Here is a 24966-nt window from a genome sequence, read left to right on the forward strand (position 1 = left end):
TCCGTCAGGGGGCCATCTCGTAGGCGTCGGAGAGGGCCTCGACCTGGGACCAGACCCGGGCGGTGCGCCGCGGGTCGGGCACCGGACGGCGGACCTGGGTCAGCGCCCAGGCGGCCTGCTCCTCGGTGGCGGTCGGCTTGCCGTGCAGCTCGGTGGCGTAGCCGGAGAAGTCGCGGACCAGGATGTCGAAGATCTCGTCCAGCAGGTCGCGGTCCAGGTCGGTCGCCTCGGCCTGCTCCAGGATCAGCTGGCCGTAGACGACCAGCGCGAAGAGCTGCCCGAGGGCGAGCAGGAAGTCCAGGTCGCGCTGCTGCTCCTCGCTCGGGGCGTGCGCGGCCAGCAGCGCGCAGAGCCCGTCGGCCTGCTCCCGGAACCGGGCGACGTTCGGCACCCCGGCGTGCGTGTCGTACGCGGCCCGCCAGTCGTGGAAGCGGATCGCGCCCAGCCCGCGGGCCGGGCCCTGGCGGAACAGGAACTCGTCGTCGGCCGGGTCGTGCCGGGTGGGCACCGGCGGGAACTCGGCCGGCTGGAACAGGTAGTTGGCCATGAACTTCAGGATCAGCGCCAGGTTGACGTGCACGGTGCCCTCGAGCTTGGGCAGGCCGCGGATGTCCCGGGCCGCCTTGTCGAAGTAGGTGTCCGCCTCGAAGCCCTTGGCGGCGATGACGTCCCAGAGCAGGTCGATCACCTTCTCGCCCTCGGTGGTCACCTTCATCTTGGTCATCGGGTTGAACAGCAGGTAACGCCGGTCGTCCGGGCCGGCCGCGCGGAAGTAGTCCACCGCCCGGTCGCTGAAGAGTTTCATCGCCACCAGGCGGGCGTACGCGTCGGTCAGCTCCCGGCGCACGTGCGGGAAGTCGGTGACCCGCCGGCCGTAGAGCACCCGGTTGTGGGCGTGGGTGACCGCCTCGTACATGGCGTGCTCGCAGATGCCGATGGAGGCGGTGCAGAGGTTGAACTTGCCGACGTTGACGGTGTTGAGCGCGGCGTCGAACGCGGCCCGTCCGGTGTGCAGCACGTCCTCGGCGCGCACCGGGTAGTCCTCCAGCCGGAACTCGCTGACGTACATCTGCGCGTTCACCACGTTGCGCACGAGCCGGTACGCGGGGTGGCGGCTGTCGGCGGCGAAGAAGACGTACCCGTCGGGGCCCTCGACGTCGGCGCGGCGGCCGAAGACCGAGACCAGCCCGGCGACGTTGCCGTTGCCGATGTAGTACTTGCCGCCGGTGGCCCGGAAGCCGCCGTCGGCGTCCGGGGTGAGCAGCATGTCGGTGGAGTAGATGTCCGCGCCGTGGCCGCGCTCGGAGAGGCCGAAGGCCATCACGTGCCCGGCGTCGAGCAGCTCGGCGGCGCGGGCCCGGGCGGCGGCGTTGTCGCTCTGCCAGACCGGGCCGAGGCCGAGGACGGTGACCTGCCAGGTGTACCAGTAGCCGAGGCCGTAGAAGCCGAGCACCTCGCTGAGCGCGGCGTTGCGCGCGGTGTCCCAGCGCTTGGCCGGGTCGCCGCCGCCGTCGGCGGCCGGGGTGCAGAAGGTGGCGAAGAGCCGCTCCTTGGCGGCGAAGTCCAGGAAGTCGCCGTACCAGGAGTGGTCGTTGTAGCTGTCGACCAGTGCCTTCTTGCCACGGCTCTCGAACCAGTCGACGGTGGCGCGCAGCAGCCGGCGGGACTCGGTGTCGAGGTGGGCGGGGTCGTAGGTGCGCGGGTTGAGCAGCGGGTCGGCCATGGGGGTCCCTTCGGCGAGGTGGGGTCAGCAGTCGAGGTCGCGCAGGGTGGTGAGGACGTCGTCGAGCCAGGCCAGCACCATCCGCTCGTAGGCGATGCCGCCGCGCAGCACGACGTGCTGGAGCGACGCCACCGGGTCGGCGGGGCGGGGGGCGGGGAAGTCACGTCGCTCGCCGGTGAGGTAGCTGGCGAGCACGGCCTCGTGGTCGGCGCGGTAGCGCTCGACCTCGGCGACCAGCGCCGCGCGGCCCGCCCGGTCGGTGAAGGCGGCCCCGCGGATCTTGACGGCCAGCTCGTGGCGGACCGCCTCGGGCTGCACGGGCGCGCGCAGCCAGTCGGCGAGGGCGGCCCGGCCGGGGGCCGCCGCCGACCAGCACCGCTTGTCGGGCCGGCCGTCCTGCCCGACCTCCTCGGCGGTGACCCAGCCGTCGGCCTCCATCCGCTTGAGCACGCGGTAGATCTGCTGGTGGGTGGCGGTCCAGAACCGGCCGATGGACCGGTCGAAGCGGCGAGCCAGCTCGTATCCGGACGCCGGTCGCTCCAGCAGGGAGACCAGGATCGCGTGTTCGAGGGCCATGCGGGCATCTTGCTATGCAACGAGTTGCATAGCAAGGGCCGGCGTCACGCCGGCAGGTGCTCGCGCAATGCGGCGTACTCCTCGACGGTCAGCCAGGACGGGTTCGCCCCCTGCGGCTGGCGGAGCACCTCCACGCCGGCCAACCGGTGGTCGGCGCGGAGCACCTCCCGCGGCACCCGGTCGCTCACCGGCAGCACGGTGAGCTCCAGCGGCACCGACCAGGGCTCGCCGGGCCCACCCGGCACCGGCGCGTCGGCGACCCGGCCCACCCCCCAGATCCCGTACGGCAGCCGGCCGCGGCTGCCGCTGGCCCAGAGCAGCACCGGCTGGCCGGCGCGCATCAGCCGGGTCCGGTAACCGGGGCGGACGCACCAGCTGGTCACCCGCGGGTCGGCGGCGAAGCGGGCGGCCAGGTCGACCGCGTCGGCGTTGCCCTTCACCAGCCAGGCGCCCAGCGCTTCCGGGGTCACTCGTCGCTGCGTCATCCGACCAGGGTGCCCGCGGTGGGCGGGTCGAATCCGCACAGTGGCGTTGGCCACTCCGACCAGGGGTTTAGCGGGTGCGTGGGTGGAGACTTTCTCCTCTGCACCGACCGAGGGAGAAACTGTGTCCGAGACCGACCGACCGCAGCCGCGTGACGCGGGCATCGCGCCCGCCGGAGTGACCGACCCGCTGCTGTGGCGGCTCGCCGTCGACGTGGTCGACGCGCACCAGCCGGACGCGACCGGACGCTGCGACAACCTGCTCTGCGGCCACCAGGAGTGGCCGTGTGACGCGGCGCGCAACGGCCGGCGGGCCCTGGAGCTCTCCGGCGTCACGCCGGAGGAGAGCGCCGCCCCGCGTCGGGACGACCGGCGGGAGTCGCTGCCGGGCCTGCCGGGCCGCCGCTCCCGGCCGGCCGCCGAGGCCGCCTAGCCTTCTCCGGCGCTCGCCTCCCGCAGCTCCTCCTCCGAGACGCCGCGCCGCCAGTAGCCGGCGAAGGTCACCCGCCGCCGGTCCACGCCGCGTTCGGCGACCAGGTGCCGGCGGACCGCGCGTACCGTCGCGGACTCGCCGGCGATCCAGGCGTACGGGACTCCGGTTGGCAGCCGGGCCGCCCGGACCGCCTCGACCAGCAGGCCGCTGCCCGGCGGGGTGCTCCCCCGGACCAGCCAGCGCAGCTCGGCGCTCGCCCGCGTGGGCAGCTCCCGGATGTCGGCGGCCGACGGCACCTCCAGCCACGCCCGGACGGTGGTGCCGGCGGGCAGCCAGGCCAGGATGCCGGCCGCCGCGGGCAGCGCCGTCTCGTCGGCGGCGAGCAGCACGTGCTCGGTGCCGGGCGGCGGCCGGAAGCAGACGCTGCGGTTGTCCGCCACCGCCGGGCCGAGCAGCACGACCCGGTCCCCCGGCCGCGCCCGGCCCGCCCAGCGGGACGCCGGACCGGTGTCCCCGTGGTGGACGAAGTCGATGTCCACCTCGGCGCGCTCCGGCCGCTGCCCGCTGATCGTGTAGGACCGCATCACCGCGCGGACCGCCGGGTCGGCGGCCCGCCAGTGGGCGTACCAGTCCTCGCCGGCGTCGAGCGGGAGGGCCGGCTCGGGCTGCCCGGGGTGGGGCAGGAAGAGCGAGACGCTCTGGTCCCGGCCGCCGCCGGCGAAGCCGGCCAGTTCCTCCCCGCCGAAGGTGACCCGGATCAGCGAGGCGCCGATCCGCCGGGTCGCCAGGACCCGGGCGCGGTAGAAGCGGTAGCGCAGGGCGACGGGGGTGACGGTCGCGGTCGTCACCGGCGTCAGCCGAGCCGCTTGGCGGAGCGGATGGCCGCGGCGAGGTTCTCCAGCAGCGGCGCCGCGCCGGCGTACGAGAAGCGGGGCACCGCGTCCCAGCCGGTGACCTGGTTGGCGCGCACGGCCGGGAGCTGCTGCCAGGTGGGCTTGGCGGCGAGGTCCTTCGGCTGCAGCGCGGTGCTCCGGTTGTCCAGCAGGATCAGGTCGGCGGGGAACTTGCCGGCGTTCTCCCAGCTCAGGCTCTCGAAGTAGTCGCCCGAGGCGAGCTTGTTCGGCACCACGATGTCGACGCCGAGTTCGGCGAAGTACATCAGGTCGGTGCTGACCTTGGGGTTGGAGACGTAGAACAGGTCGGGGCTGCCGGAGGCGGCCAGCACCCGGATGCCGGGGTTGGCCTTGACCGCCTGGCGGACCGACTCGGCGGCGGCGTCGAAGCGGGCCTTGGCGTCGGTGACCTTCTTCGCGGTCAGGTCGGCGCCGAGCGAGCGGGCCAGCTCGGCGTAGCGCTCGATCGGCCGGGTCATCGGCACCCGGGCGGTGGTGACGGTGACGCTGGGCGCCAGGGCGAGGATCTTGTCGCGGCTCTCGTCCGGGACGTACCAGAGGGCGCCGGGGTCGTACATGTGGGTGACCAGCAGCTCGGGGCGGAGGCCGGCGTACTTCTCGACGTTGAACTCGCCCCAGACGTTGCCGAGGACGGTGACCTGGTCGACGTCGAGGTCGCCGGCCTGCGGGTCGACCGCGCCACCCGGGCGGGTGGTTTCCCCGAACACCCCGACGATCTGCTTGTCGAGTCCGAAGTCGACCAGGGCGGCGGCCACCCCGGTGAAGGCCACCACCCGGGTCGGCGTGCTCGCCGCGTCGACCTTCTGGCCGCGGTCGTCGGTGAACGACCAGGGACCGGAGGACGCCTGCGGAGCCGCGGCGTCCTCGGTGCCACCGCACGCGGCGAGGAGGGTGGTCAGGGCGGCGGCGCTGCCGGCGGCGAAGAGGCCCCGGCGGGAGAGGCGGAACGGGGTGGAGGAGGAAGCAGGCATGGATGGCGTCTTTCGATCGGGCCCGGACCGCGATGATCCGCGACGGCTGGGTTAGGTTAACCTAACCTAAGACGCTGTCAACCGGCGGCGCGTCGTTTCGCACCAGAGTGGAGCCGACACTGTCCGTCACCACGCCCACCGCCACGGCGTCCTCGGTGAACCCGGCCCGCCACCGTGACGCCGCCCGCGCCGCCGGTCTGGTCGCCGCCGTACTGCTGCTGGCCGCCGTCGCCGGCCTGAGCATCGCGGTCGGCGCCAAGCAGCTCTCCCCCGTCGAGGTCTGGCACGGCCTGGTCTCCGCCACCTCCCCCGACCACGCGGTGGTGCATCAAATGCGGCTGCCCCGCACGCTGCTCGGCCTGCTCGCCGGCGCCGCGCTCGGCGTGGCCGGGACACTGATGCAGGCGCTGACCCGCAACCCGCTCGCCGACCCCGGACTGCTCGGCATCAACGCCGGCGCGTCCGCCGCCGTCGCCACCGCCACCGCGCTGCTCGGCGTCGCCACCGTCCAGGGCTGGCTGTGGTTCGCCCTGCTCGGCGCGGCCACCGTCACCGCCCTGGTGTACGCCGTCGGCGGCGGCCGCCGCGCCACCCCGGAACGCCTGGCGCTGGCCGGCGCGGCGCTGAACGCGGTGCTCTACTCCTACGTCAGCGCGGTGATGCTGCTCGACGCCGCCTCGCTGGACCGGCTGCGGTTCTGGACGGTCGGCTCGCTGGCCGGCGCCGAGTTCGCCACCGTCCGCACCGTGGCGCCCTTCATCGCCGCCGGACTGCTGGTCGGGCTGGCGGCCGCGCGCCCGCTCAACGCGCTCGCCCTCGGCGACGACGCCGCACGGGCGCTCGGCGCCCGACCCGCCCTGGTCCGCGCGGCGGGAATCGTCGCCGTCACGCTGCTCTGCGGAGCCGCCACCGCCGCCTGCGGCCCGATCGTCTTCGTCGGGCTGCTGGTGCCGCACCTGGTCCGCGCGCTGACCGGCCCGGACCTGCGCTGGCTGCTGCCCGCCAGCGCGGTGCTCGCGCCGGTCCTGCTGCTCGGCGCCGACGTGCTGGGCCGGGTGCTCGGCCGGCCCGGCGAACTCCAGGTCGGCCTGGTCACCGCCGTGCTCGGCGGCCCGCTCTTCCTGCGGCTGGTGGTCCGCCGATGACCGTACTGCGCACCCCCGGCGGGCTCTCCCTGCGCTGGCGTGCCCGGTCGCTCGCCGTCGCCGCCCTCGGCACGCTGCTCGTCCTCACCCTCGCGGTGCTCGCCGTCGGCGGCGGCGACTACCCGATGAGCCCGGCCGACGTGCTGCGCACCCTCGCCGGGCAGGGCAGCCCCGCCGAGACGTTCATCGTCCGCGAGCTGCGACTGCCCCGGCTGGCCACCGCCCTCGGCGCCGGCGCGGCGCTGGCCCTGGCCGGGGCGGCCGTCCAGTCCCTGCTGCGCAACCCGCTCGGCAGCCCCGACGTGCTCGGCATCACCCAGGGGGCGGCCACCGGCGCGCTCGTCGTGGTGGTGGCCGGCGGAAGCAGCCTCGCGCTCTCCGGCGCGGCGGTGGCCGGCGGCGTCGCCAGCGGACTGCTGATCCGGGCCGTCGCCGGCCGGCACGGACTCGCCGGCCACCGGCTGGTCCTCGTCGGCATCGGGGTCATGGCGATGCTCACCGGCGTCAACGGCTGGCTGCTCACCCGGGCGCCCCTGATGGACGCCGCGCGGGCGGTGCTCTGGCTCACCGGCAGCCTCGACGGGCGCGGCTGGGCCCAGGCCGGGCCGCTGCTGGCCGTCCTCGCGGCGCTGACGCCGGTGGTCCTGCTCGGCGGCCGGGCACTGTCGATGATCGAGCTGGGCGACGACTCGGCCACCGCGCTCGGGGTGCCGGTGTCCCGGATCCGGCAGCTGCTGCTCGGCACGGCGGTGCTGCTCGCCGCGGCGGCGGCCGCCGCCGCCGGGCCGGTGTCGTTCGTGGCGCTCACCGCGCCGCACCTGGCCCGGCGGCTGACCCGCGCGCCCGGCCCGAACCTGGTGGCCTCGGCGCTGACCGGGGCGGTGCTGCTGCTCGCCGCCGACCTGGTCGCCCAGCGCGCGATCGCCGGGCAGCAGCTGCCGGTCGGCGTGGTGACCGGCGCGCTGGGCGGGGCGTACCTGGTGTGGCTGCTCGCCGCGCAGCGGCGCGCGGGACGGATCTGAGGAGGAGCACGTGTCCGGAGGAACGCGGCTGGGCGGGGTCGACATGACCCTGGCGTACGAGCGGCGCACCGTCGCCGAGGGGCTGACGGTCGACGTGCCGGACCGGTCCTTCACGGTGGTGATCGGGCCGAACGCCTGCGGCAAGTCCACCCTGCTGCGCGCCCTGGCGCGGACGCTGCGCCCGCGCGCCGGCACGGTGCTGCTGGACGGGCGGGACATCCACGCGCTGCCGTCGCGGGCGGTGGCCCGTACCCTCGGCCTGCTGCCGCAGTCGGCGACCGCGCCGGACGGCATCACCGTGGCCGACCTCGTCGCCCGTGGCCGGTACCCGCACCAGGGGCTGCTGCGCCAGTGGTCCCGCGAGGACGAACGGGTGGTGGCCGAGTCGATGGCGGCCACCGGCGTCGCCGCGCTGGCCGACCGGCCGGTCGACGAACTCTCCGGCGGCCAGCGGCAGCGGGCCTGGATCGCGATGGCGCTGGCCCAGCAGACGCCCCTGCTGCTGCTCGACGAGCCCACCACCTGGCTGGACATCGCCCACCAGATCGAGGTGCTGGAGCTCTGCGCCCGGCTGCACTCGGAGCAGGGCCGCACGGTGGTGGCGGTCCTGCACGACCTGCACCACGCGGCCCGGTACGCCACCCACCTGATCGCCATGCGCGACGGTCGGGTGGTCGCCGCCGGCGACCCGAAGCAGGTCGTCACCGCGGCGCTGGTCGAGGAGGTGTTCGGGCTCGCCTGCCGGATCGTCGAGGACCCGGAGACCGGCACCCCGCTGGTGGTGCCCGCCGCCCGGCGCTCCGGTGACCGGCTCCACCAGGCCGACCGCGCCGGGTAGGTCGGCGGTCCGGCGACGCACCGGACCGCGCTGAACCGTGCCCGCCCCGCCGCCGTGTCTATGATCGACGCCCCCGACGGTGCACCCGCACCCGCGGGGCCGTACGGTCCGATGCCCGGCCAGGTGAGGAGAGAACTCCGCGTGACCCGCGACGCCCGCGCCTTCTGGCTGCGCTCCCCGGGTCTCGGTGAGATCCGGCCGGTGACGCTGCCCGAGCCCGGCCCCGGCGAGGTGCTGGTCCGCACCCTGCACACCGGGGTCAGCCGGGGCACCGAGACGCTGGTCTTCACCGGTGGCGTGCCGGAGAGCCAGCACGCCGTGATGCGCGCCCCGTTCCAGGAGGGCGACTTCCCCGCCCCGGTCAAGTACGGCTACCTCAACGTCGGGGTGGTCGAGGCGGGCCCGGCGCGGCTGCGCGGGCGGACCGTCTTCTGCCTGTACCCGCACCAGACCCGGTACGTCGTACCGGCGGAGGCGGTGACGCCGGTGCCCGACGGGGTGCCGGCGGCGCGGGCGGTGCTGGCCGGCACCGTGGAGACCGCGGTGAACGCGCTCTGGGACGCCGCGCCGATGGTCGGCGACCGGATCAGCGTGGTCGGCGGCGGCATGGTGGGCTGCGCCGTCGCGGCGCTGCTCGCCCGCTTCCCTGGGGTGCGCGTCGAGCTGGTCGACACCGACCCGGCCCGGGCGGCGGTGGCCGCGGCGCTGGGCGTGGGCTTCGCGCCGCCCGACGCCGCGACCGGCGGACGGGACCTGGTGGTGCACGCCAGCGCCACCGCCGCCGGGTTGCAGCGGTCGCTGGACCTGCTCGCCCCGGAGGGCACCGTGGTGGAGCTGAGCTGGTACGGCGACCGGCCGGTGGAGCTCTCCCTGGGCGGGTCGTTCCACTCCGGACGGCTGACCATCCGGGGCAGCCAGGTGGGCACCGTCTCGCCGGCCCGGGCCCGGCGCAGCTTCGCCGACCGGCTGTCGCTCGCCCTGGAGCTGCTCGCCGACCCGGCGTACGACGCGCTGCTCACCGGGGAGTCCCGCTTCGCGGAGCTGCCCGACGTGCTCGGCCGACTGGCCACGGGGACCCTCCCCGCGCTCTGCCACCTGATCACCTACGACGGGGAGTGACGTGATGTTCAGCGTGACCGTACGGGACCACATGATGATCGCCCACAGCTTCCGGGGCGAGGTGTTCGGGCCGGCGCAGCGGCTGCACGGGGCGACCTTCGTCGTCGACGCCACGTTCCGCCGGCCCGACCTGGACGCCGACGGCATCGTGGTCGACATCGGCCGGGCCACCGAGGAGCTGAAGGCCGTCCTCGCCGCGCTCAACTACCGCAACCTCGACGAGGAACCCGACTTCGCCGGCGTCAACACCACCACCGAGGTGCTGGCCCGCGCGGTCGCCGACCGGCTGGCCGAGCGGGTGCACGCCGGCGGGCTCGGCGAGGGCGCCCGCGGCCTGACCGGGATCACCGTCACGCTGCACGAGTCGCACATCGCCTGGGCCAGCTACGAACGGTCGCTGTAGACCGTGCCGGTGGTGCACGTCGTCCTGCCGGGCGACATCGACGACCCGGCGACGCCCAGCGGCGGCAACCGCTACGACCGCCGGGTCTGCGCCGGGCTGGCCGAGGCCGGGTGGACGGTGCGCGAGCACGGCGTACCCGGGGACTGGCCGCGCCCCGACGGACCGGCGCGGACCCACCTCGCCGGGGTGCTGGCGGCCCTGCCGGACGGCACGTTGGTGCTGCTCGACGGGTTGGTCGCCTCGGTCGTGCCGGAGGTGCTGGCGGCGCACGCCGGCCGGCTGCGGCTGGTCGTGCTGGTGCACCTGCCCCGGGAGGACGCCGCCGAGGGCGCCGCGCTGGCCGGCGCCGCTGCGGTGGTGACCACCAGTGAATGGACCCGGCAGCGGCTGCTGGAGGCGTATCCGCTGCGCCCGGAGCGGGTGCACGTGGCCCACCCCGGGGTGGACCTTGCCGACCCGGCGCCCGGGTCGCCGGGCGGCGCGGCGCTGCTCTGCGTCGCGGCGGTCACCCGGCACAAGGGACACGACGTGCTGCTGCGCGCCCTCGGCGCGGTGGCCGAGCTGCCATGGACGCTGGACTGCGTCGGCGCCCTCACCCGCGACCCCGACTTCGTGGCCGCGCTGCGCCGGCAGGTGGACCGGGCGGGGCTGGCCGCTCGGGTCCGGCTCGACGGCCCGCGCACCGGCGCGGCGCTCGACGCCGCCTACGCCGCCGCCGACCTGCTGGTGCTCGCCTCGCGCGCCGAGACGTACGGGATGGTGGTCACCGAAGCCCTCGCCCGCGGCGTCCCGGTGCTGGGGACCGGGGTGGGTGGGTTGCCCGAGGCGCTGGGGCGGGCGCCCGACGGGGAGCGGCCCGGCCTGCTGGTGCCCCCCGACGACCCGGCCGCGCTGGCCGGGGCGCTGCGCCGCTGGCTCGGTGAGCCCGCGCTGCGGGACCGGCTGCGCCGCGCGGCGCGGGACCGGCGCGGCGACCTGACCGGCTGGCCGGCCACCTCCACGCTGATCGCCCACGTCCTGGACGGAGTGAGGGTATGACCACGCACGCGACCGACCCGTTCGCCGACTGGCTGCGGCTGCGCGAGCCCGCCGACGCCGCCGCCCGCGCCGGCGACCTCGTCGACCGGCTCCGCGTCCGGCTGCCCGCCGACCGCCCGCTGGTGGTCCACGACCTGGGCAGCGGCACCGGGTCGATGGCGCGCTGGCTGGCCCCCCGGCTGCCCGGCCCGCAGCACTGGGTCCTCTACGACCGGGACGCCGGCCTGCTGGCGCGGGCGGGCGCGCGACCACCCGCCGCGGCCGACGGCAGCCCGGTGACCATCCGGACCCGGCGGTGCGACATCACCCGGCTGACCGCCGCCGACCTGGCCGACGCCGACCTGGTCACCGCCTCGGCGCTGCTGGACATGCTGACCGCCGAGGAGATCGACCGGATCGTGGCGGCCTGCGTCGGCGCCGGCCGGCCGGTCCTGTTCACCCTCTCCGTGGTGGGGCGGGTGACGCTCGCCCCGGCCGACCCGCTCGACGCGGCGGTCGCGGCGGCCTTCGACGCGCACCAGCGCCGCACCGTCGACGGTCGAGCCCTGCTCGGGCCGGACGCCGCAGCCGCCTGCGCGGCGGCGTTCGCCCGGCACGGGGTGCCGGTCACCGTCCGGTCCAGCCCGTGGCGGCTCGGCCCGGAGCAGGGCGAGCTGATCGCCGAGTGGTTCACCGGTTGGCTCGACGCCGCCGTCGAGCAGGATCCCGCGTTGGCCGACCGGGCGACGCAGTACGGCCGCCGCCGGCTGGCCGAGGCGGCGGCGGGTGAGCTGACGGTGACCGTCGGGCACGACGACCTGCTCACCGGGGTGGAATGAACCGGCGGACCGGCCGCTACGTGGAAGAGGATGACGATCTTCTCGAGGAGGCTCCGCGTGCCAGAGGCAGCCGGCGACCCGCCGCCCGCCCGCTCGACCTGGTCCTGGGTGAACAACCTCGGCGGCGTCGCCCTGGTGGCGGCGCTGCTGTGGTGGCTGGGCACCGGCCCGTTCGTCGACGGGCTGCGCCGCATCGACGCCCCGGCGGTGCTGGCCGCGTTGGCGCTCGGCGCGCTCAGCACGGTCTGCTGCGCCTGGCGCTGGCGGCTGGTCGCCGAGGGCCTCGGGGTACGGCTGCCGCTCGGCGTCGCGGTCGCCCACTGCTACCGGGCGACCTTCCTCAACGCGACCCTGCCCGGCGGGCTGCTCGGCGACGTGCACCGGGCGGTACGGCACGGCCGCGACGCCGGTGACGTGGGTCGGGGCATCCGCGCGGTGGTCTGGGAACGGGGCGCCGGCCAGGCGGTGCTGGTCGCCGTCGCCGTGGTGATCCTGCTGGCGCTGCCGTCCCCGGTGCGGCCGTACCTGCCGGTGGCGGTCGCGCTGGCGGTGGTGGCGGGGATCGTGGTGGTGGCGCTGGTCCGGGTGCTGCCCCGGTCGGGGCCGTCCCGGCGGGCGCGCGCCCTGCGGGCCGCCGCCGCCGACGTCCGGGCCGGTCTGCTGCACCGGCGCACCGGGCTGGGGGTGCTGCTGACCTCGGTCGTCGCGGTGCTGGGCCACCTGGCGACCTTCGTGCTCGCCGCCCGCGTCGCGGGCGCCACCGCGGCGCTGTCCACGGTGCTGCCGCTGACCCTGCTGGCGCTGCTGGCGATGGCGCTGCCCGCCAACGTGGCCGGTTTCGGACCGCGCGAGGGGGTGGCCGCGTGGGCGTTCGGAGCCGCCGGCCTGGGCGCCGCCCAGGGGGTTTCCACGGCGCTGGTGTACGGGGCGTTGGTGCTGGTCGCCGCGCTGCCGGGGGCCGCCGTGCTGGTGATCGGCCGGCGTCCGGCTGGGACCACCGCGCGGTTGGCTCGTACGGTGGACCACCGTGGTTCCGCCGCGGTACCCGCTGCCGGGCTGGCCGGCGGCGCCTGACCGAGGAGAAGAGTTGTACGAAGCACTGCCGGTGGCGACGGTCCGCACGCAGGTCACGGTCCCGCTCCGCTTCCCCGACGGGTACGCCACGACGGCCCGGGTCTTCACCTTCCACGGGCTGGTCGACGGCCGGGAACACCTCGCGTTCGGGCTCGGCGACTGGGCGGCCGCGCAGCGCCGCGGCGCGGCGGGCGGGGCGGCGCCGCTGGTCCGCCCGCACAGCGAGTGCCTGACCGGGGACGTCTTCGGCAGCCAGCGCTGCGACTGCGGGCCGCAGCTGCGCGAGGCGGTGCAGCGCATCGCCGAGGCCGGTGGCTTCCTGCTCTACCTGCGACAGGAGGGGCGCGGCATCGGCCTCTACCCGAAGCTGGACGCGTACGCGCTCCAGGACGCCGGGCTGGACACCTACGAGGCGAACGTGGTCCTCGGGCACGGGGAGGACGAGCGGGACTACCGGGCCGCCGCGCAGATGCTGGCGGTGCTCGGGGTCGAGCGGCTGGCGCTGCTGAGCAACAACCCGGAGAAGGCCGAGCAGCTGGACCGGCTCGGGGTGACCGTGACCGAGGTGGTGCCGACCGGGGTGTACGTCTCCGCGGCCAACGCGGACTACCTGGCCGCGAAGGCCGACCGGGCCGCCGCCCGCACCGCCGACCAGCCGTCGCTGACGTGACGGGCGGGTCGGCTCCCCCGCCGGCCGGGACGGGCAGCGCCCGCCCGTACGTGCTGCTCAGCTGCGCCACCTCGATCGACGGGTGCATCGACGACGTCAGCGACCAGCGGCTGCTGCTGTCCAACGCCGAGGACCTGGACCGGGTCGACGGGGTCCGGGCCGGCTGCGACGCGATCCTGGTCGGCGCGGGCACGGTCCGCCGGGACGATCCGCGGCTGCTGGTCCGGGCGGAGTCAGCGCGGCGGGCCCGGGTGGCGCGCGGGCTGCCCCCGTCGCCGGTGAAGGTGACGCTGACCGTGCAGGGCGATCTGGACCCGGCGGCGCGGTTCTTCACCACCGGCGACGCGGAGAAGATCGTGTACTGCGCCCGCCCGGCGGTGGAGAAGACCGCCGAGCTGCTCGACGGGCTGGCCACCGTGGTCGACGCCGGTGACCCGCCGGATCTCCACCGGGTGCTGGCCGACCTGGCCGGCCGCGGGGTGGGGCGGTTGATGGTGGAGGGTGGTGGGACGGTGCACGCGCAGTTCCTCGCCGCCGGCCTCGCCGACGAGCTGCACCTGGTGGTCGCGCCCTTCTTCGTCGGCGACCGCCGGGCGCCCCGGTTCGTCGGCGACGGCCCCTTCCCGTGGCATCCGGGCCGTCGGGCCCGGGTGGTCGAGGTACGCCAGATCGGCGACGTGGTGCTGGCCCGCTACGCCCTCTCGGAGCGCTGCCCCGATGCGTGACCGTTGAACCGCGCGCCGTGTCGGGCCGTACCACCGGCCGAGACGAAAGCGCCGCCACCACGACCCGTCGTGGCGGGCGGGTGCCGGGACGGCGAGGAGGACGTGGTGGACCGGAACGACGCGCAGATCACCGCCTGGGCGCTCGCCGCCGGGCGGGGCGACCCGTTGGCGCTGGCCGCGTTCGTCCGGGCCACCCAGGCGCCGACCTGGCGGTTCCTGCGGCATCTGCTGACCGACGCCGAGACCGACGACCTGGTGCAGGAGACGTACCTGCGGGCGATCCGCGCGCTGCCCCGGTTCGCCGGTCGGTCCTCGGCGCGGACCTGGCTCTTCGCCATCGCCCGGCGGGTCGCCGCCGACCACCTCCGGTCGCGCCGGGCCGGGCCGGTGGCCGCGCCCCTGGACGGGTGGGACCCGCCGGCCACCGGCCGCTTCGAGAACACGGTCGTGCTCGACGCGCTGCTGCGGCAACTGCCGGCCGAGCGGCGGGAGGCGTTCCTCGCCACCCAGCTGCTCGGCCTCTCCTACGCCGAGGCCGCGCGGGTCTGCGACTGCCCGGTCGGCACCATCCGGTCCCGGGTGGCGCGGGCCCGGGCGGACCTGGTCGAGGCGATGGCGGAGCGGGTCTCCGCCCGGGCGGGCTGACGCCCCTTCGGGGGCGGTGCCCCTGGGCGGGACGTAAGGGGATCGCAAGCTTCCCGGCGCCGCCGCCGGCGGCGACCCGCCGCTACGCTGACCGGCACGAGGGGGAGGTCCGCGTGGCGCAACGGGTGCTGGTCGTCGACGACGACCGGACGGTCAGCGACGTCGTCTGCCGCTATCTGGAACACGCCGGCTACCTGGTGGACCACGTGGGGGACGGGGCCGCCGCGCTCGCCGCCGTCGCCGCGGCGCCGCCGCAGCTGGTGGTGCTCGACCTGATGCTGCCGGTGCTGGACGGCTTGGAGGTGTGCCGGCGGCTGCGGGAACGGCCGGACGGCGTACCCATCATCATGTTGACCGCGCGCGGCGACGAGGCCGACCGGATCCTCGGCCTGCAACTGGGCGCGGACGACTACCTGAGCAAGCCCTTCTCCCCGCGTGAGCTGGTGCTGCGGGTCCGCTCGGTGCTGCGCCGGGCCGGCGGCGAGCCGGCCGCGGCGGACAGCGAGGTGCTCGCCGACGGTGGGCTCACCCTGCGGACCGGCCCCCGGGTGGCCCGGCTGCACGGGCGCGAGCTGGCCCTCACCCTGCGCGAGTTCGACCTGCTCGCCCACCTGATGCGCCACCCGGCCCGGGCGTTCCGCCGGGCCGAGCTGCTGGAACGGGTCTGGGGCTGGCACTTCGGGGACCAGTCCACGGTGACCGTCCACGTGCGCCGGCTGCGGGAGAAGATCGAGACCGACCCGGCCGCGCCGCGCCGGATCGTCACGGTCTGGGGCGTGGGCTACCGGTACGAGCCGGTCGATGGCTGACCTCGCACTGATCTTCGGCGCGGCGCTCGCCGCCGCGTGCTGCGTCGGGCTGCTCGGCGCGGGGGCGCTGCGGCTGCTGCCCGGCCGGTCGATCACCGTGTACATCTCCGTACTGCTGGCCACGACGGTGACCGCCGTGGCGGCCGGCGTCGCGGTGGTCGCCGAGGCGATGTTCCTCTCCCCGCACGACCTGGAGGTGGTGCTGATCACCGTCGCCGCGGCGGCGGTGGTCAGCCTCGCCGTCGGCTGGCTCTTCGGCCGCCGGCTCGCCGCCGCGGCGGTCTGGGCCGACCAGGCCCGGGACCGGGAACGCCGGATCGAGAAGGGCCGCCGGGACCTGGTCGCCTGGGTGTCGCACGACCTGCGCACGCCGCTGGCGGGGCTGCGCGCGATGGCCGAGGCGCTGGAGGACCGGGTGGTCGCCGACCCGGAGACGGTCGGCGAGTACCACCGCCGGATCCGAATGGAGACCGACCGGATGACCCGCCTCGTGGACGACCTGTTCGAGCTGTCCCGGATCAACGCGGGAGCGTTGCGGCTGTCGCTGTCGGCCGTGCCGCTGGGCGACGTCGTCTCCGACGCCCTGGCCGGCACCGCGCCGGTGGCCGCGGCCCGCCGGATCCGCCTGGTCGCCGCCGACTCGGGCTGGCCGACGGTGACCGCCAGCGAACCGGAGCTGAGCCGGGTGGTGGGGAACCTGCTGCTCAACGCCGTCCGCTACACACCGGAGGACGGCACCGTCCGGGTCGACGCCGGCCGCGACGGCGACCAGGCGTGGCTGGCCGTCGCCGACACCTGCGGCGGCATCCCCGAGTCGGACCTGCCGCGCCTGTTCGACGTGGCCTTCCGCGGCGAGCCGGCCCGCACCCCCCGGCCGGGCAACGGCGGCGGCGAGGGCTCCGGCGGGCTCGGCCTGGCCATCGTGCGGGGGCTGGTCGAGGCGCACGGCGGTCGGGTCGAGGTACGCAACGTCGCCGACGGCTGCCGGTTCGTGGTGCGGCTGCCCCTGGCCGACGCGCCGCAGCGGCGGACCGCTACGGCCTGACGAGTTCGGCGAACCAGCGCCGGCCGGAGCGGAACACCTCGCCGACGAGGAGTCCCGCCGGTGCGGCCCGCTCGTGCACCGCCCGGGTGTCCAGCCGCGCCCACCGGAAGCTGGGACCCCGGTGACGCCCGGAGACCACGTGTGCCTGCCCCTGCCAGGCGCCGGTGCCCGGCGGGTCGAGTTCGACCAGGACGGTGCCCCGGGCGCGGAGCAGCGTCCGGCACCGGCGCAGCAGCGCCACCGGGTCACCGCCGATGCCGATGTTGCCGTCGAGCAGCACGACGTGCGCCCACCGCCCCTCGGCCGGGAGCGGGTCGAACAGGTCGGCCCGGACGGCGACCGCGCCGCGCGCCCGGGTCAGGTCGACGGCACGGGCCGACAAATCGACGCCCACGGTGGTCAGCCCGGCGCGGGCGAGCGCCACGGTGAGCCGGCCGGGGCCACACCCCAGGTCCAGCGTCGGGCCGGCGCACCGCGCGACGACCGCCTCGGCCGCCGGCTCGGCCGGCCCGTGCCACCGGTCCACCGGCAGGCGGCTGCGCGCCCCGTCGGCGTGCACCAGCCAGTGGGCGCCGGCATCCCGGTCGCGCAGCGTCGTGCCGAAGGCGTCGGGGGTCACCGCCGGACCTCCACGACCGGACCGCGCCGGACCGCGGCGACCTCCCGGGCGAAGCGGCCGCCCGGCACGGCCCGGGCCACCGCGCCGGCATCGGCCCAGTCGTCCACGTCGCGCAGCAGCGGCAGCGGCGCGACCCGCAGGCCGCGCTCGGTGAGCGCCAGCCAGGTGCGCCGGCCGGTGTCGGCGGTGGACATGGGCACCGCGCGCAGCGCGGCGCCGTGCCGGGGATCGCGCAGGCCCAACGCCCACCAGCCGCCGTCGGCGGCCCGGCCCAGCACCGCGTCGGCCACCCCGAGCCGGCGTACGGCCGCGGCGAGCCGCGCCGCGGTCAGCTGCGGGGTGTCCATCCCGATCTGGAGGACGGGCCGGCCGGGGTAGGCCGCCGCGACGTCGGCGTGGGCGTGGGCGAGCCGGGCGGCGAAGTCGGCGCCCCGCTGCGGCAGGACCGGCCAGCCGGCGACGGCGGCGGTCAGGTCGGCGGCGTCCTCGGCGTCGCCGAGGAGTCCGGCCAGCGCCAGCACCGGGGTCACGCCGGGGGTGGCGCGGACCGCGTCGAGGGTGTCGAGCAGCGCGGCGGCGGCGATCCGGGCGGCCTGCTCCGGCGTGGCGGGCGGGCAGAGGCGGGTCTTGACCGCCCCGGGCGCCGGCGCCTTCGCCACCACCAGCAGCACGGTCATCGCCGGCCGTCCACGGTGCGCAGCACGGCGGCGAAGTCGCGGGTGGCGCGCAGCGTGCCGCGTACCGAGCCGGAGACCTTGGAGCGGGTGCCGGCGGCGCGCGGCGCGTACGCCACGTCGTGCTCGTGGATCCGCCAGCCGGCGGCGGCGGCGCGGATCAGCAGCTCCAGCGGGTAGCCGAAGGCCCGGTCGGTCACCCCGAGGGCGAGCAGTTCCTCCCGCCGCGCCACCCGGATCGGGCTGAGGTCCCGCAGCGGTACGCCCCGGTGCCGCAGCAGCGCGGCGACCAGGGCGGTGCCGGCCCGGGCGTGCCACGGCCAGACCCCCGCGCCGACCGGCCGGCGCCGACCGACGGCGAGGTCGGCGCTGCCGTCGGCGACCGGGGCGAGCAGGGCGGGCAGCTCCCCCGGGTCGAACGAGCCGTCGGCGTCGAGCACGCAGACCAGCTCGGCGTCGGCGGCCTCGATCCCGGTGTGCACGGCCGCGCCGTAGCCGCGGCGTGGCTCGTGGACCACCCGGGCGCCGTGCCGGGCGGCCACCTCCGGCGAGCCGTCCCGCGACCCGTTGTCCACCACGATCGCCCGGTATCCGGGCGGCAGCGCGGTCAGCACGCCGGGCAGGGCGGCGGCCTCGTCCAGGCACGGCAGCACCACGTCGATCTGTGTCGGCATACCGCCGACGCTAGGTCCGCGGGGCGTGGCGCAGACCCCGTTCGGCCTTACGGAAGCCTTACCGAGCAGGCATTTCTTACCGTCCGATGACAGAACGTCGGTTCGCCGGACGGGGGGCGGGCACGACCCGTACCGTCCGGTCGTCATGAGACCCGCAACCACCGTGCCCCGCTCGCCCGCCACGGACCGGGTCCCGGTCCGGGACCGGGGCGACCTGGTCGTGCTCGGCGTGGAGGCGGCGCTGCTCGCCGCGGCCGTCGCGGTCGGGGCGGTGCTCAACCGGCGGGGGGTCGGCCTGCACGCCGACGCCGCTCCCGTCTACGCCACCTGGCGGCCGCACGTCGGCTGGGGCACCCCGGCGGCGCTGCTGGTGGCCGTGGTCGTGCTCGGCCCCGGCTGGCGCTGGGCGCGGACGGCGCGTTGGGGTCCGCTGCTGGGCGCCGGCTGGCTGGCCGCGGTGGCCTGGACGCTCGCCCTGGCGCTGGTGGACGGCTGGTCGGCGGGGCTGACCCGGCGGCTCACCACGCAGGCGGAGTACCTGCACGAGGTGCCCCGGGTGGCCGACGTCCGGCGGATGTTGGCCGGCTTCGCCGACCGGATCATCGACTTCCAACCCGACTCGTGGTCCACCCACACCGCCGGCCATCCGCCGGGCGCGCTGCTGGTCTTCGTGGGGCTGGACCGGGTCGGCCTCGGTGGGGGCACGGCGGCGGCGCTGACCTGCGTGCTGGTGGGGGCGACGGTGGCGGTGTCCGTCCCGGTCGCGCTGCGGGCGCTGGGCGCCCCCGACGCGGCCCGGGCCGTGCTGCCGTTCCTGGTGCTGCTGCCCGGCGCGGTCTGGGTGGGCGCGTCGGCCGACGGCATCTTCACCGGCGTGGTCGCCGCCGGGCTGGCGCTGCTCGCGGTACGGGGACCGGGGGTCGCCCTGGCCGGCGGGCTGCTGCTCGGCTTCGCGCTCCACCTGTCGTACGGGTTCGTGCTGGTCGGACCGCTGGCGCTGGCGGTGCTGGCGCTGCGTCGGGACCGCAGGGCGGCCGCCCTGCTCGCCGGCGCCGCCGGGGTCGCCGCCGTGGCGGCCGTGTTCACCCTCGCCGGCTTCCACTGGTGGGAGGGGTACGACCGGGTGGTGGAGCGCTACTACCAGGGTTGGGCGGCCGACCGCCCGTACGGCTACTGGGTCTGGGCGAACCTGGCCGCGCTGCTGCTCTCGGCCGGTCCGGTGCTCGGGCCGGCCCTGCGCCGCACGCTTGTCGCCGCCCGCGCGGCCTGGCGGTCGACGGGCTCGGGTGCGCTGGTCGGGGCGACGTTGTCAGGTCGGGCGGCGGCGCTCGCTGGACGGGTCCGGGGTCTCGGGGCGGTGGTGCTGCTACCGGCGGCCGCCGCGCTGGCGGTGGTCGCCGCCGACCTGTCCGGGCTGAGCAAGGCCGAGGTGGAGCGGATCTGGCTGCCGTTCGTGGTCTGGCTCCTGGTCGCCGCCGCCCACCTGCCCGCGCCGGCCCGACGCTGGTGGCTGGGCGGGCAGGCGCTGACCGCCCTCGCCGTCAACCACCTGCTCTTCACGGTCTCCTGACCGCCAAGTGATGACGCAGCGTAGCGTCCGTCCACCCGGATGTCGCGATGAGCGTGATGACTCTGAGGTATCAATATGCCTCACAGTCATCACTCTCGTTCTGAAATCCGCCCGGCGGGCGGCACCGCCCCCGGGTTGCAGGCCGGCCGCCGCTCACGCTCGCTCTCCGCCCGGCGCCGACACGGCCGAAACCCGCGCCCCCGCCCCGGTCGACAAGCCAACCCGCGCTCGCGGCCCAGGCCACACACCCTCACCGCGCGTCACGCGGCAGGGGCGCCACCCGGCGGGGGCGGCGGCCGGGTGGCAGCCGCGGCCGGGCGGCAGACGACCTGGCGGCACGCGGCCAGGCAGCACGCGGCACGCGGCCAGGCGCCAGGCGGCAGGGTGACAGGCGGCGGGGCGGCGGTCAGACCGCCAGGGCGGCGGGCTCCCGCAGCGGGTCGGTGGCGAAGGCGGTCACCCCGTCGACGAAGCGCACCCGCGCCGCATAGCCCAGCAGGTCCCGCGCCCGGCCGGGGTCGGCGACGACGTGCCGTACGTCGGCCGCCCGGGCCCCGCCCACCACCTCCGGTTCCGGGCCGTTCATCGCGCGGGCCAGCGCGTCCGCCAGGTCACCGACGGTGTGCGGTTCACCGGAGCAGACGTTCACCGGCACGAAGGCGTCCGAAGCGGGCGTGGTCAGCGCCAGCAGGTTCGCCCGGGCCACGTCGGTGACGTGCACGAAGTCCCGTCGCTGCCGGCCGTCCTCGTACAGCCGGGGCGGCCGGCCGTCGGCCAGCGCCGAGCGGAAGATCGACGCCACCCCGGCGTACGGGGTGTCGCGGGGCATCCGGGGGCCGTAGACGTTGTGGTAGCGCAGCGCCCACACCCCGCCCCCGGTCTGCCGGGCCCAGGCGGCGGCCAGGTGCTCCTGGGCGAGTTTGGTCGCCGCGTACGTGCTGCGCGGCTCCAGCGGGGCGTCCTCCGGGACGAGGGCGGGGGTGAGCGTGCCGGAGCAGTCCGGGCAGGTCGGGTCGTACCGGCCGGCGGCCAGGTCGGCGGCGCGTCGGGGGGCGGGTCGGACGACACCGTGCCGGGCGCACTCGTAGCGACCCTCGCCGTAGACCACCATCGAGCTGGCCAGCACCAGGCGGGACACCCCGGCCCGGTGCATCGCGGCGAGCAGCACCGCCGTGCCGTAGTCGTTGTGGCTGGCGTACCCGGGGGCGTCCGACGGGTCCAGCCCGTGGCCCACCATGGCGGCCTGGTGGCAGACCGCGTCCACACCGGAGAGCAGCCGGTCGAGCAGCTCCGGGTCCCGCACGTCGCCGATCACCGGATCGTGCCGGCGCGCCCACCCGGGCAGTTCCCCTCCGTGTGCCTGCGGCAGCAGCGCGTCCAGGCCGACCACCTCGTGTCCCTCGGCCACCAGCAGGTCGGCGACCTGCGATCCGATGAAACCGGCCACGCCGGTGAGCAGTACCCGCATTCCCGTCACGCTAGGACAACCCGGGACGCCCGCGGGCCGATTCGGACCGGACGTCAGCACTCCGTAAGGGGCCGGCGGTAAGCCTTCGGTAATGCGGCGAAGCGGACCGACCGGCGGCGCCGGCGGCTAGCGTCCTGCACGAAGGCCCCGCCGCGCGGACCGTTCCGCCCGGTGTCCGCCGACCGCCGTCGTCCACAGGAGGTTCCGTGCCCGCCGACTCCCCGCCACCCCCGGCGGGCGACCCGACGCCGGTCCCGGCGCGGCTGTGGCGGGCACTGGACCGGCCCCGGCCACCCGGCGCCGACGTGGTCGCGGGCGCCTGGCACAGTCCGGTCCGTGGCCCGTGGCTGACCTCGGTGTTCGGCGTGGTGCTGCTCGCCACGCTGCCCCTGGTGATCGTCACCGGCCTGCTCGACTGGATCGCCTACGGTCCCCGGTTCGACCAGGCGTTCCCGCGCGACGTGGGCTGGCTGCGGCCGCCCGTGCCGGACTGGCCGACCCGACCGGCCTGGCTGTTCCGGCTCACCCAGGGGCTGCACGTCACGCTCGGCATCGTGCTGGTCCCGGTGGTGCTGGCGAAGCTCTGGTCGGTGGTGCCGAAGCTCTTCGACTGGCCGCCGGCCCGCTCGGCCGCACAGGTGCTGGAGCGGCTGTCGCTGCTGCTGCTGGTCGGCGGGATCCTTTTCCAGACCGTCACCGGCCTGCTCAACATCCAGTACGCGTACCTGTTCGGCTTCGACTTCTACACCGCGCACTGGTACGGCTCCTGGGTCTTCACCGCCGCCCTGGTCACCCACGTCTCGATCAAGCTGCCCCGGGTGGTCACCGCGCTGCGGGGGCCGGGCCACGTGCGTACCCCGCTGGAGCGGACCCGTCCGGAGCCGCCGGATCCGGACGGCCTGGTGGCGCGGCGGCCCGGGCCGGCCACCATCAGCCGGCGCGGGGTGCTGGCCCTGACCGGCGGGGGCGCGCTGCTGCTGGCGGCGCTGACCGTCGGGCAGAGCATCGACGCGCTGCGCCGCACGGCGCTGCTGCTGCCCCGGGGCCGGCAGCCCGGCGACGGGCCGAACGGCTTCCCGGTCAACCGCACCGCCGCCGCAGCCGGCATCGTGCCGGCCGAGACCGGGCCGGACTGGCGGCTGACCGTCCGCGGCGCGCGGCGCACCGTCGAACTGGACCGGGCCGCGCTGCTCGCCCTGGCCCAGCACACCGCCCGGCTGCCGATCGCCTGCGTGGAGGGCTGGTCCACGTCGCAGACCTGGACCGGGGTCCGGCTGCGGGACCTCGCCGCCCTGGTGGGGACCCCCGACGCGGCGTCGGCACGGGTGCGGTCGCTGGAGCGGGCCGGCCAGTTCAACCAGGCGGTCCTGCAGGCCAACCAGGTGCGCGACGGCGACTCGCTGCTCACCCTGCGGGTCAACGGCGTCGACCTCTCCCCCGACCACGGCTGGCCGGCCCGGATCATCGTCCCGGCGCTGCCCGGCGTGCACTGCACCAAGTGGGTCCGGGAGATCGTCTTCGAGGAGCGGTCCGGTGGGTGAACTCCGCCGCCGCTACGGCGCCACCCCCTGGCACCTGCTGCTCCTGCTCGGCTGCTTCACGGTGACCGGGTGGATCGTGCTGCGGCTGGCCGGCGAACCGACGGCCGTCGCGATGCTGCTCTGGTTCCTCGGCGCGGTGATCGCCCACGACCTCGTCCTCTTCCCGGCGTACGCCGCCGTCGACCGGGGGCTGCGCGCCGCCCTGGCCGGCCGGGACCGGACCGCCGCGGGCCGCCCGCCGGTGGCGTCGGCGCTGAACCACGTCCGGGTCCCCGCGCTCGCCGCCGGGCTGCTCCTGCTGGTCCACCTCCCCGGCGTGCTGGGCCTGGGCGACGACACGTACGAGGCGGCGACCGGCCTGGCGCCCCGGCCGCTGCTCGGGCGCTGGCTCGCGGTGACCGGGGTGCTCTTCGCCGCCAGCGCGCTCCTCTACGGCCTGCGCCGGCTGCGACGCGGCGGCGCCCCCACCCGCCGCCGCGGTTGAGGGCCGGTCACCACGGGATGCGGCAGGTCGCAGGCGTCCACCCGCCCGGACACCCCGACCTGCCGCATCCCGTGGATCAGGCGGTCAGGAACCCACCCGCGCCGGCTCGGCGCCCGGCCGGTCGTCGACGTTGGCGGCGTCGTCGGCGGTCGGGGCGTCGTCCGCGCCGTGGTCGTCGTCGACCATCGTGGTCTCGTCGAAGGGACGCTCGCCGGCCAGCACCGCCCGCGCCTGCTCCCGGTCGAACTCACCGGTCCAGGTGCCGACCAGGACGGTGGCCACCGCGTTGCCGGCGAAGTTGGTCAGCGCCCGGGCCTCGGACATGAACCGGTCGATGCCGACGATCAGCCCGACCCCGTCGACCAGGTCGGGCCGGTGCGACTGGAGACCACCGGCGAGGGTGGCCAGGCCGGCGCCGGTGATGCCGGCGGCGCCCTTCGACGCGATGATCATGAAGACCAGCAGCGACACCTGCTCGGCCACGGAGAGCGGGTCACCCATCGCGGAGGCGATGAAGAGCGAGGCCATGGTCAGGTAGATCGCGGTGCCGTCCAGGTTGAAGGAGTACCCGGTGGGCACGGTGATGCCGACGACCGGCCGGCTCACCCCGACGTGCTCCATCTTCGCGATCAGCCGGGGCAGCGCCGACTCCGACGACGAGGTGGAGACGATCAACAGGAACTCCCGGCCCAGATAGCGCAGCAGCGAGAAGATCGAGATCTTGGCGACCAGCCGGAGCAGGAGACCGAGCACCACCACGACGAAGACCAGGCAGGTCGCGTAGAAGCCGAACATGATCTGGGCGAGGCTCTTGAGCGCGTCCAGGCCGGTCGCGCCCACCACGGCGGCGATCGCGCCGAACGCCCCGATCGGGGCCAGCCACATGATCATGGCGAGGATCTTGAAGACCAGCCGCTGGATCACGCCGAGCGCGCGCAGCACCGGCTCGCCCCGGCTGCCCATGCCCTGCACCGCGAAGCCGACCAGCAGGGCGACCAGCAGCGTCTGGAGCACCTCCCCGCCGGTGAGCGAGGAGAGCAGCGACGTCGGGATGACACCGAGGAGGAAGTCCACCGTCCCCTCGCTCGACCCGCCGGCCGCCTCCTGCCCCGCGCCGGCCAGCTCCGCGTCGAGCCGCAGGCCGGCCCCGGGGTGGATCAGGTTGCCGACGACCAGCCCGATCGCGAGCGCGACCGTGGACATGACCAGGAAGTAGCCGAGCGCCAGGCCGCCGACCTTGCCGACCTTGGCCGCCTGCCGTACCGAGCCGACGCCGAGCACGATGGTGCAGAAGATGATCGGGCTGATCATCATCTTGATCAGCGCGACGAACCCGGTGCCGAGGGGCTTGAGCTCCTTGGCCAGCTCCGGGACGGCGAAGCCGACCACGATGCCGGCGAGGACCGCGACGATCACCGCGAGATACAGGTAGTGGGTGCGGTCCCGGCGGGGCCGCACGGCAGGTGTGGTGGTGGAGGTCTGCATG

Annotated in this window: 27 protein-coding genes; 17 read left to right on the forward strand and 10 right to left on the reverse strand. The window is 76.1% G+C overall.

The genetic code is table 11. The features are described 5' to 3' along the window. Positions 1-4 precede the first annotated feature (4 nt). From AC5L3Z_RS19050 to AC5L3Z_RS19060, 3 genes are read right to left on the reverse strand one after another with little or no spacing between them, the layout of a single operon-like run. Positions 5-1723 carry an acyl-CoA dehydrogenase family protein gene (locus AC5L3Z_RS19050; protein WP_494843805.1) on the reverse strand — a complete coding sequence of 573 codons (1719 nt, stop codon included), beginning with the start codon at positions 1721-1723 and terminating at the stop codon, positions 5-7. Positions 1724-1747: 24 nt separating this feature from the next. Continuing rightward, positions 1748-2299, reverse strand: coding sequence for a PadR family transcriptional regulator (locus tag AC5L3Z_RS19055; RefSeq protein WP_494843807.1), 552 nt, complete (start codon positions 2297-2299; stop codon positions 1748-1750). Positions 2300-2343: 44 nt separating this feature from the next. After that, a complete protein-coding gene (locus AC5L3Z_RS19060; RefSeq protein WP_494843810.1) occupies positions 2344-2784 on the reverse strand; it encodes an EVE domain-containing protein in 441 nt (146 codons plus the stop codon). 121 nt (positions 2785-2905) lie between these two features. Between AC5L3Z_RS19060 and AC5L3Z_RS19065 the strand changes: the two genes are divergently transcribed. Continuing rightward, positions 2906-3214 carry a hypothetical protein gene (locus AC5L3Z_RS19065; RefSeq protein ID WP_494843812.1) on the forward strand — a complete coding sequence of 103 codons (309 nt, stop codon included), beginning with the start codon at positions 2906-2908 and terminating at the stop codon, positions 3212-3214. Here the strand turns inward: AC5L3Z_RS19065 and AC5L3Z_RS19070 are convergent. Together AC5L3Z_RS19070 and AC5L3Z_RS19075 are read right to left on the reverse strand one after the other, a co-directional pair. Beyond that, entirely contained in the window at positions 3211-4062 is an 852-nt protein-coding gene (locus tag AC5L3Z_RS19070; protein ID WP_494843814.1) for a siderophore-interacting protein, read from the reverse strand. The two genes, AC5L3Z_RS19065 and AC5L3Z_RS19070, sit on opposite strands and share 4 nt — an antisense overlap. Before the next feature lie 5 nt (positions 4063-4067). Then, the gene (locus AC5L3Z_RS19075) at positions 4068-5099 is read right to left on the reverse strand and encodes an ABC transporter substrate-binding protein (protein ID WP_494843816.1); all 1032 of its coding nucleotides are present in this window, start codon (positions 5097-5099) and stop codon (positions 4068-4070) included. A gap of 74 nt (positions 5100-5173) precedes the next feature. On the opposite strand from AC5L3Z_RS19075, the gene AC5L3Z_RS19080 reads away from it, so the two are divergent. The 13 genes from AC5L3Z_RS19080 (at position 5174) to AC5L3Z_RS19140 (ending at position 16450) form a co-directional block, all read left to right on the forward strand. Then, positions 5174-6244, forward strand: a complete 1071-nt coding sequence (locus AC5L3Z_RS19080; RefSeq protein WP_494844161.1) for a FecCD family ABC transporter permease — start codon at positions 5174-5176, stop codon at positions 6242-6244. Beyond that, the gene (locus tag AC5L3Z_RS19085) at positions 6241-7266 is read left to right on the forward strand and encodes a FecCD family ABC transporter permease (RefSeq protein WP_494843817.1); all 1026 of its coding nucleotides are present in this window, start codon (positions 6241-6243) and stop codon (positions 7264-7266) included. Before AC5L3Z_RS19080 ends, AC5L3Z_RS19085 begins: the two co-directional genes overlap by 4 nt. A gap of 43 nt (positions 7267-7309) precedes the next feature. Beyond that, positions 7310-8104 (forward strand): ABC transporter ATP-binding protein, encoded by a 795-nt coding sequence (locus AC5L3Z_RS19090; protein ID WP_494844162.1) that lies wholly within the window; start codon positions 7310-7312, stop codon positions 8102-8104. A 141-nt stretch (positions 8105-8245) separates the two neighbouring features. Then, positions 8246-9223 (forward strand): zinc-dependent alcohol dehydrogenase, encoded by a 978-nt coding sequence (locus AC5L3Z_RS19095; RefSeq protein ID WP_494843819.1) that lies wholly within the window; start codon positions 8246-8248, stop codon positions 9221-9223. 4 nt (positions 9224-9227) lie between these two features. Further along, positions 9228-9626 carry a 6-pyruvoyl trahydropterin synthase family protein gene (locus tag AC5L3Z_RS19100; protein ID WP_494843821.1) on the forward strand — a complete coding sequence of 133 codons (399 nt, stop codon included), beginning with the start codon at positions 9228-9230 and terminating at the stop codon, positions 9624-9626. Positions 9627-9629: 3 nt separating this feature from the next. Continuing rightward, a complete protein-coding gene (locus AC5L3Z_RS19105; RefSeq protein WP_494843823.1) occupies positions 9630-10664 on the forward strand; it encodes a glycosyltransferase family 4 protein in 1035 nt (344 codons plus the stop codon). Beyond that, positions 10661-11482 (forward strand): methyltransferase domain-containing protein, encoded by an 822-nt coding sequence (locus tag AC5L3Z_RS19110; protein WP_494843825.1) that lies wholly within the window; start codon positions 10661-10663, stop codon positions 11480-11482. The genes AC5L3Z_RS19105 and AC5L3Z_RS19110 overlap by 4 nt, the downstream gene beginning before the upstream one ends. A 30-nt stretch (positions 11483-11512) precedes the next feature. Continuing rightward, a complete protein-coding gene (locus AC5L3Z_RS19115; protein WP_494843827.1) occupies positions 11513-12556 on the forward strand; it encodes a lysylphosphatidylglycerol synthase domain-containing protein in 1044 nt (347 codons plus the stop codon). Between the two features lie 13 nt (positions 12557-12569). Continuing rightward, complete coding sequence (locus AC5L3Z_RS19120; protein WP_494843829.1) at positions 12570-13226, forward strand: GTP cyclohydrolase II; 657 nt, start codon at positions 12570-12572, stop codon at positions 13224-13226. Beyond that, positions 13223-13951, forward strand: coding sequence for a RibD family protein (locus tag AC5L3Z_RS19125; RefSeq protein ID WP_494843831.1), 729 nt, complete (start codon positions 13223-13225; stop codon positions 13949-13951). Before AC5L3Z_RS19120 ends, AC5L3Z_RS19125 begins: the two co-directional genes overlap by 4 nt. 102 nt (positions 13952-14053) lie before the next feature. Beyond that, positions 14054-14596: a sigma-70 family RNA polymerase sigma factor gene (locus AC5L3Z_RS19130; protein ID WP_494844163.1), complete on the forward strand. Its 543-nt coding sequence runs from the start codon at positions 14054-14056 to the stop codon at positions 14594-14596. A gap of 113 nt (positions 14597-14709) precedes the next feature. Further along, positions 14710-15405, forward strand: a complete 696-nt coding sequence (locus AC5L3Z_RS19135) for a response regulator transcription factor (protein ID WP_494843833.1) — start codon at positions 14710-14712, stop codon at positions 15403-15405. Further along, complete coding sequence (locus AC5L3Z_RS19140; protein WP_494843835.1) at positions 15398-16450, forward strand: sensor histidine kinase; 1053 nt, start codon at positions 15398-15400, stop codon at positions 16448-16450. The genes AC5L3Z_RS19135 and AC5L3Z_RS19140 overlap by 8 nt, the downstream gene beginning before the upstream one ends. Here the strand turns inward: AC5L3Z_RS19140 and AC5L3Z_RS19145 are convergent. Genes AC5L3Z_RS19145 through AC5L3Z_RS19155 form a run of 3 tightly spaced genes read right to left on the reverse strand, consistent with a single transcriptional unit; the run spans position 16440 to position 18417 of the window. Next, positions 16440-17069 (reverse strand): methyltransferase domain-containing protein, encoded by a 630-nt coding sequence (locus tag AC5L3Z_RS19145; RefSeq protein WP_494843837.1) that lies wholly within the window; start codon positions 17067-17069, stop codon positions 16440-16442. The two genes, AC5L3Z_RS19140 and AC5L3Z_RS19145, sit on opposite strands and share 11 nt — an antisense overlap. After that, positions 17066-17746 (reverse strand): TIGR04282 family arsenosugar biosynthesis glycosyltransferase, encoded by a 681-nt coding sequence (locus AC5L3Z_RS19150; RefSeq protein WP_494843839.1) that lies wholly within the window; start codon positions 17744-17746, stop codon positions 17066-17068. The genes AC5L3Z_RS19145 and AC5L3Z_RS19150 overlap by 4 nt, the downstream gene beginning before the upstream one ends. Beyond that, positions 17743-18417: a glycosyltransferase family 2 protein gene (locus AC5L3Z_RS19155; protein ID WP_494843841.1), complete on the reverse strand. Its 675-nt coding sequence runs from the start codon at positions 18415-18417 to the stop codon at positions 17743-17745. The genes AC5L3Z_RS19150 and AC5L3Z_RS19155 overlap by 4 nt, the downstream gene beginning before the upstream one ends. 145 nt (positions 18418-18562) lie before the next feature. On the opposite strand from AC5L3Z_RS19155, the gene AC5L3Z_RS19160 reads away from it, so the two are divergent. Beyond that, positions 18563-19987 carry a hypothetical protein gene (locus tag AC5L3Z_RS19160; protein ID WP_494843842.1) on the forward strand — a complete coding sequence of 475 codons (1425 nt, stop codon included), beginning with the start codon at positions 18563-18565 and terminating at the stop codon, positions 19985-19987. A gap of 406 nt (positions 19988-20393) precedes the next feature. On the opposite strand, the gene AC5L3Z_RS19165 is transcribed toward AC5L3Z_RS19160, so the two are convergent. Next, positions 20394-21455, reverse strand: coding sequence for an NAD-dependent epimerase/dehydratase family protein (locus tag AC5L3Z_RS19165; protein ID WP_494843844.1), 1062 nt, complete (start codon positions 21453-21455; stop codon positions 20394-20396). Between the two features lie 206 nt (positions 21456-21661). On the opposite strand from AC5L3Z_RS19165, the gene AC5L3Z_RS19170 reads away from it, so the two are divergent. Next, positions 21662-22996: a molybdopterin-dependent oxidoreductase gene (locus tag AC5L3Z_RS19170; protein WP_494843845.1), complete on the forward strand. Its 1335-nt coding sequence runs from the start codon at positions 21662-21664 to the stop codon at positions 22994-22996. After that, positions 22989-23480 carry a hypothetical protein gene (locus tag AC5L3Z_RS19175; protein WP_494843847.1) on the forward strand — a complete coding sequence of 164 codons (492 nt, stop codon included), beginning with the start codon at positions 22989-22991 and terminating at the stop codon, positions 23478-23480. The genes AC5L3Z_RS19170 and AC5L3Z_RS19175 overlap by 8 nt, the downstream gene beginning before the upstream one ends. An 84-nt stretch (positions 23481-23564) precedes the next feature. Here the strand turns inward: AC5L3Z_RS19175 and AC5L3Z_RS19180 are convergent, their stop codons facing one another. Beyond that, on the reverse strand, positions 23565-24965 hold the full coding sequence (locus tag AC5L3Z_RS19180) for a cation:dicarboxylate symporter family transporter (protein ID WP_494843848.1): 1401 nt from the start codon (positions 24963-24965) through the stop codon (positions 23565-23567). Position 24966 lies beyond the last annotated feature (1 nt).

Source organism: Micromonospora sp. LZ37, from assembly GCF_059359015.1.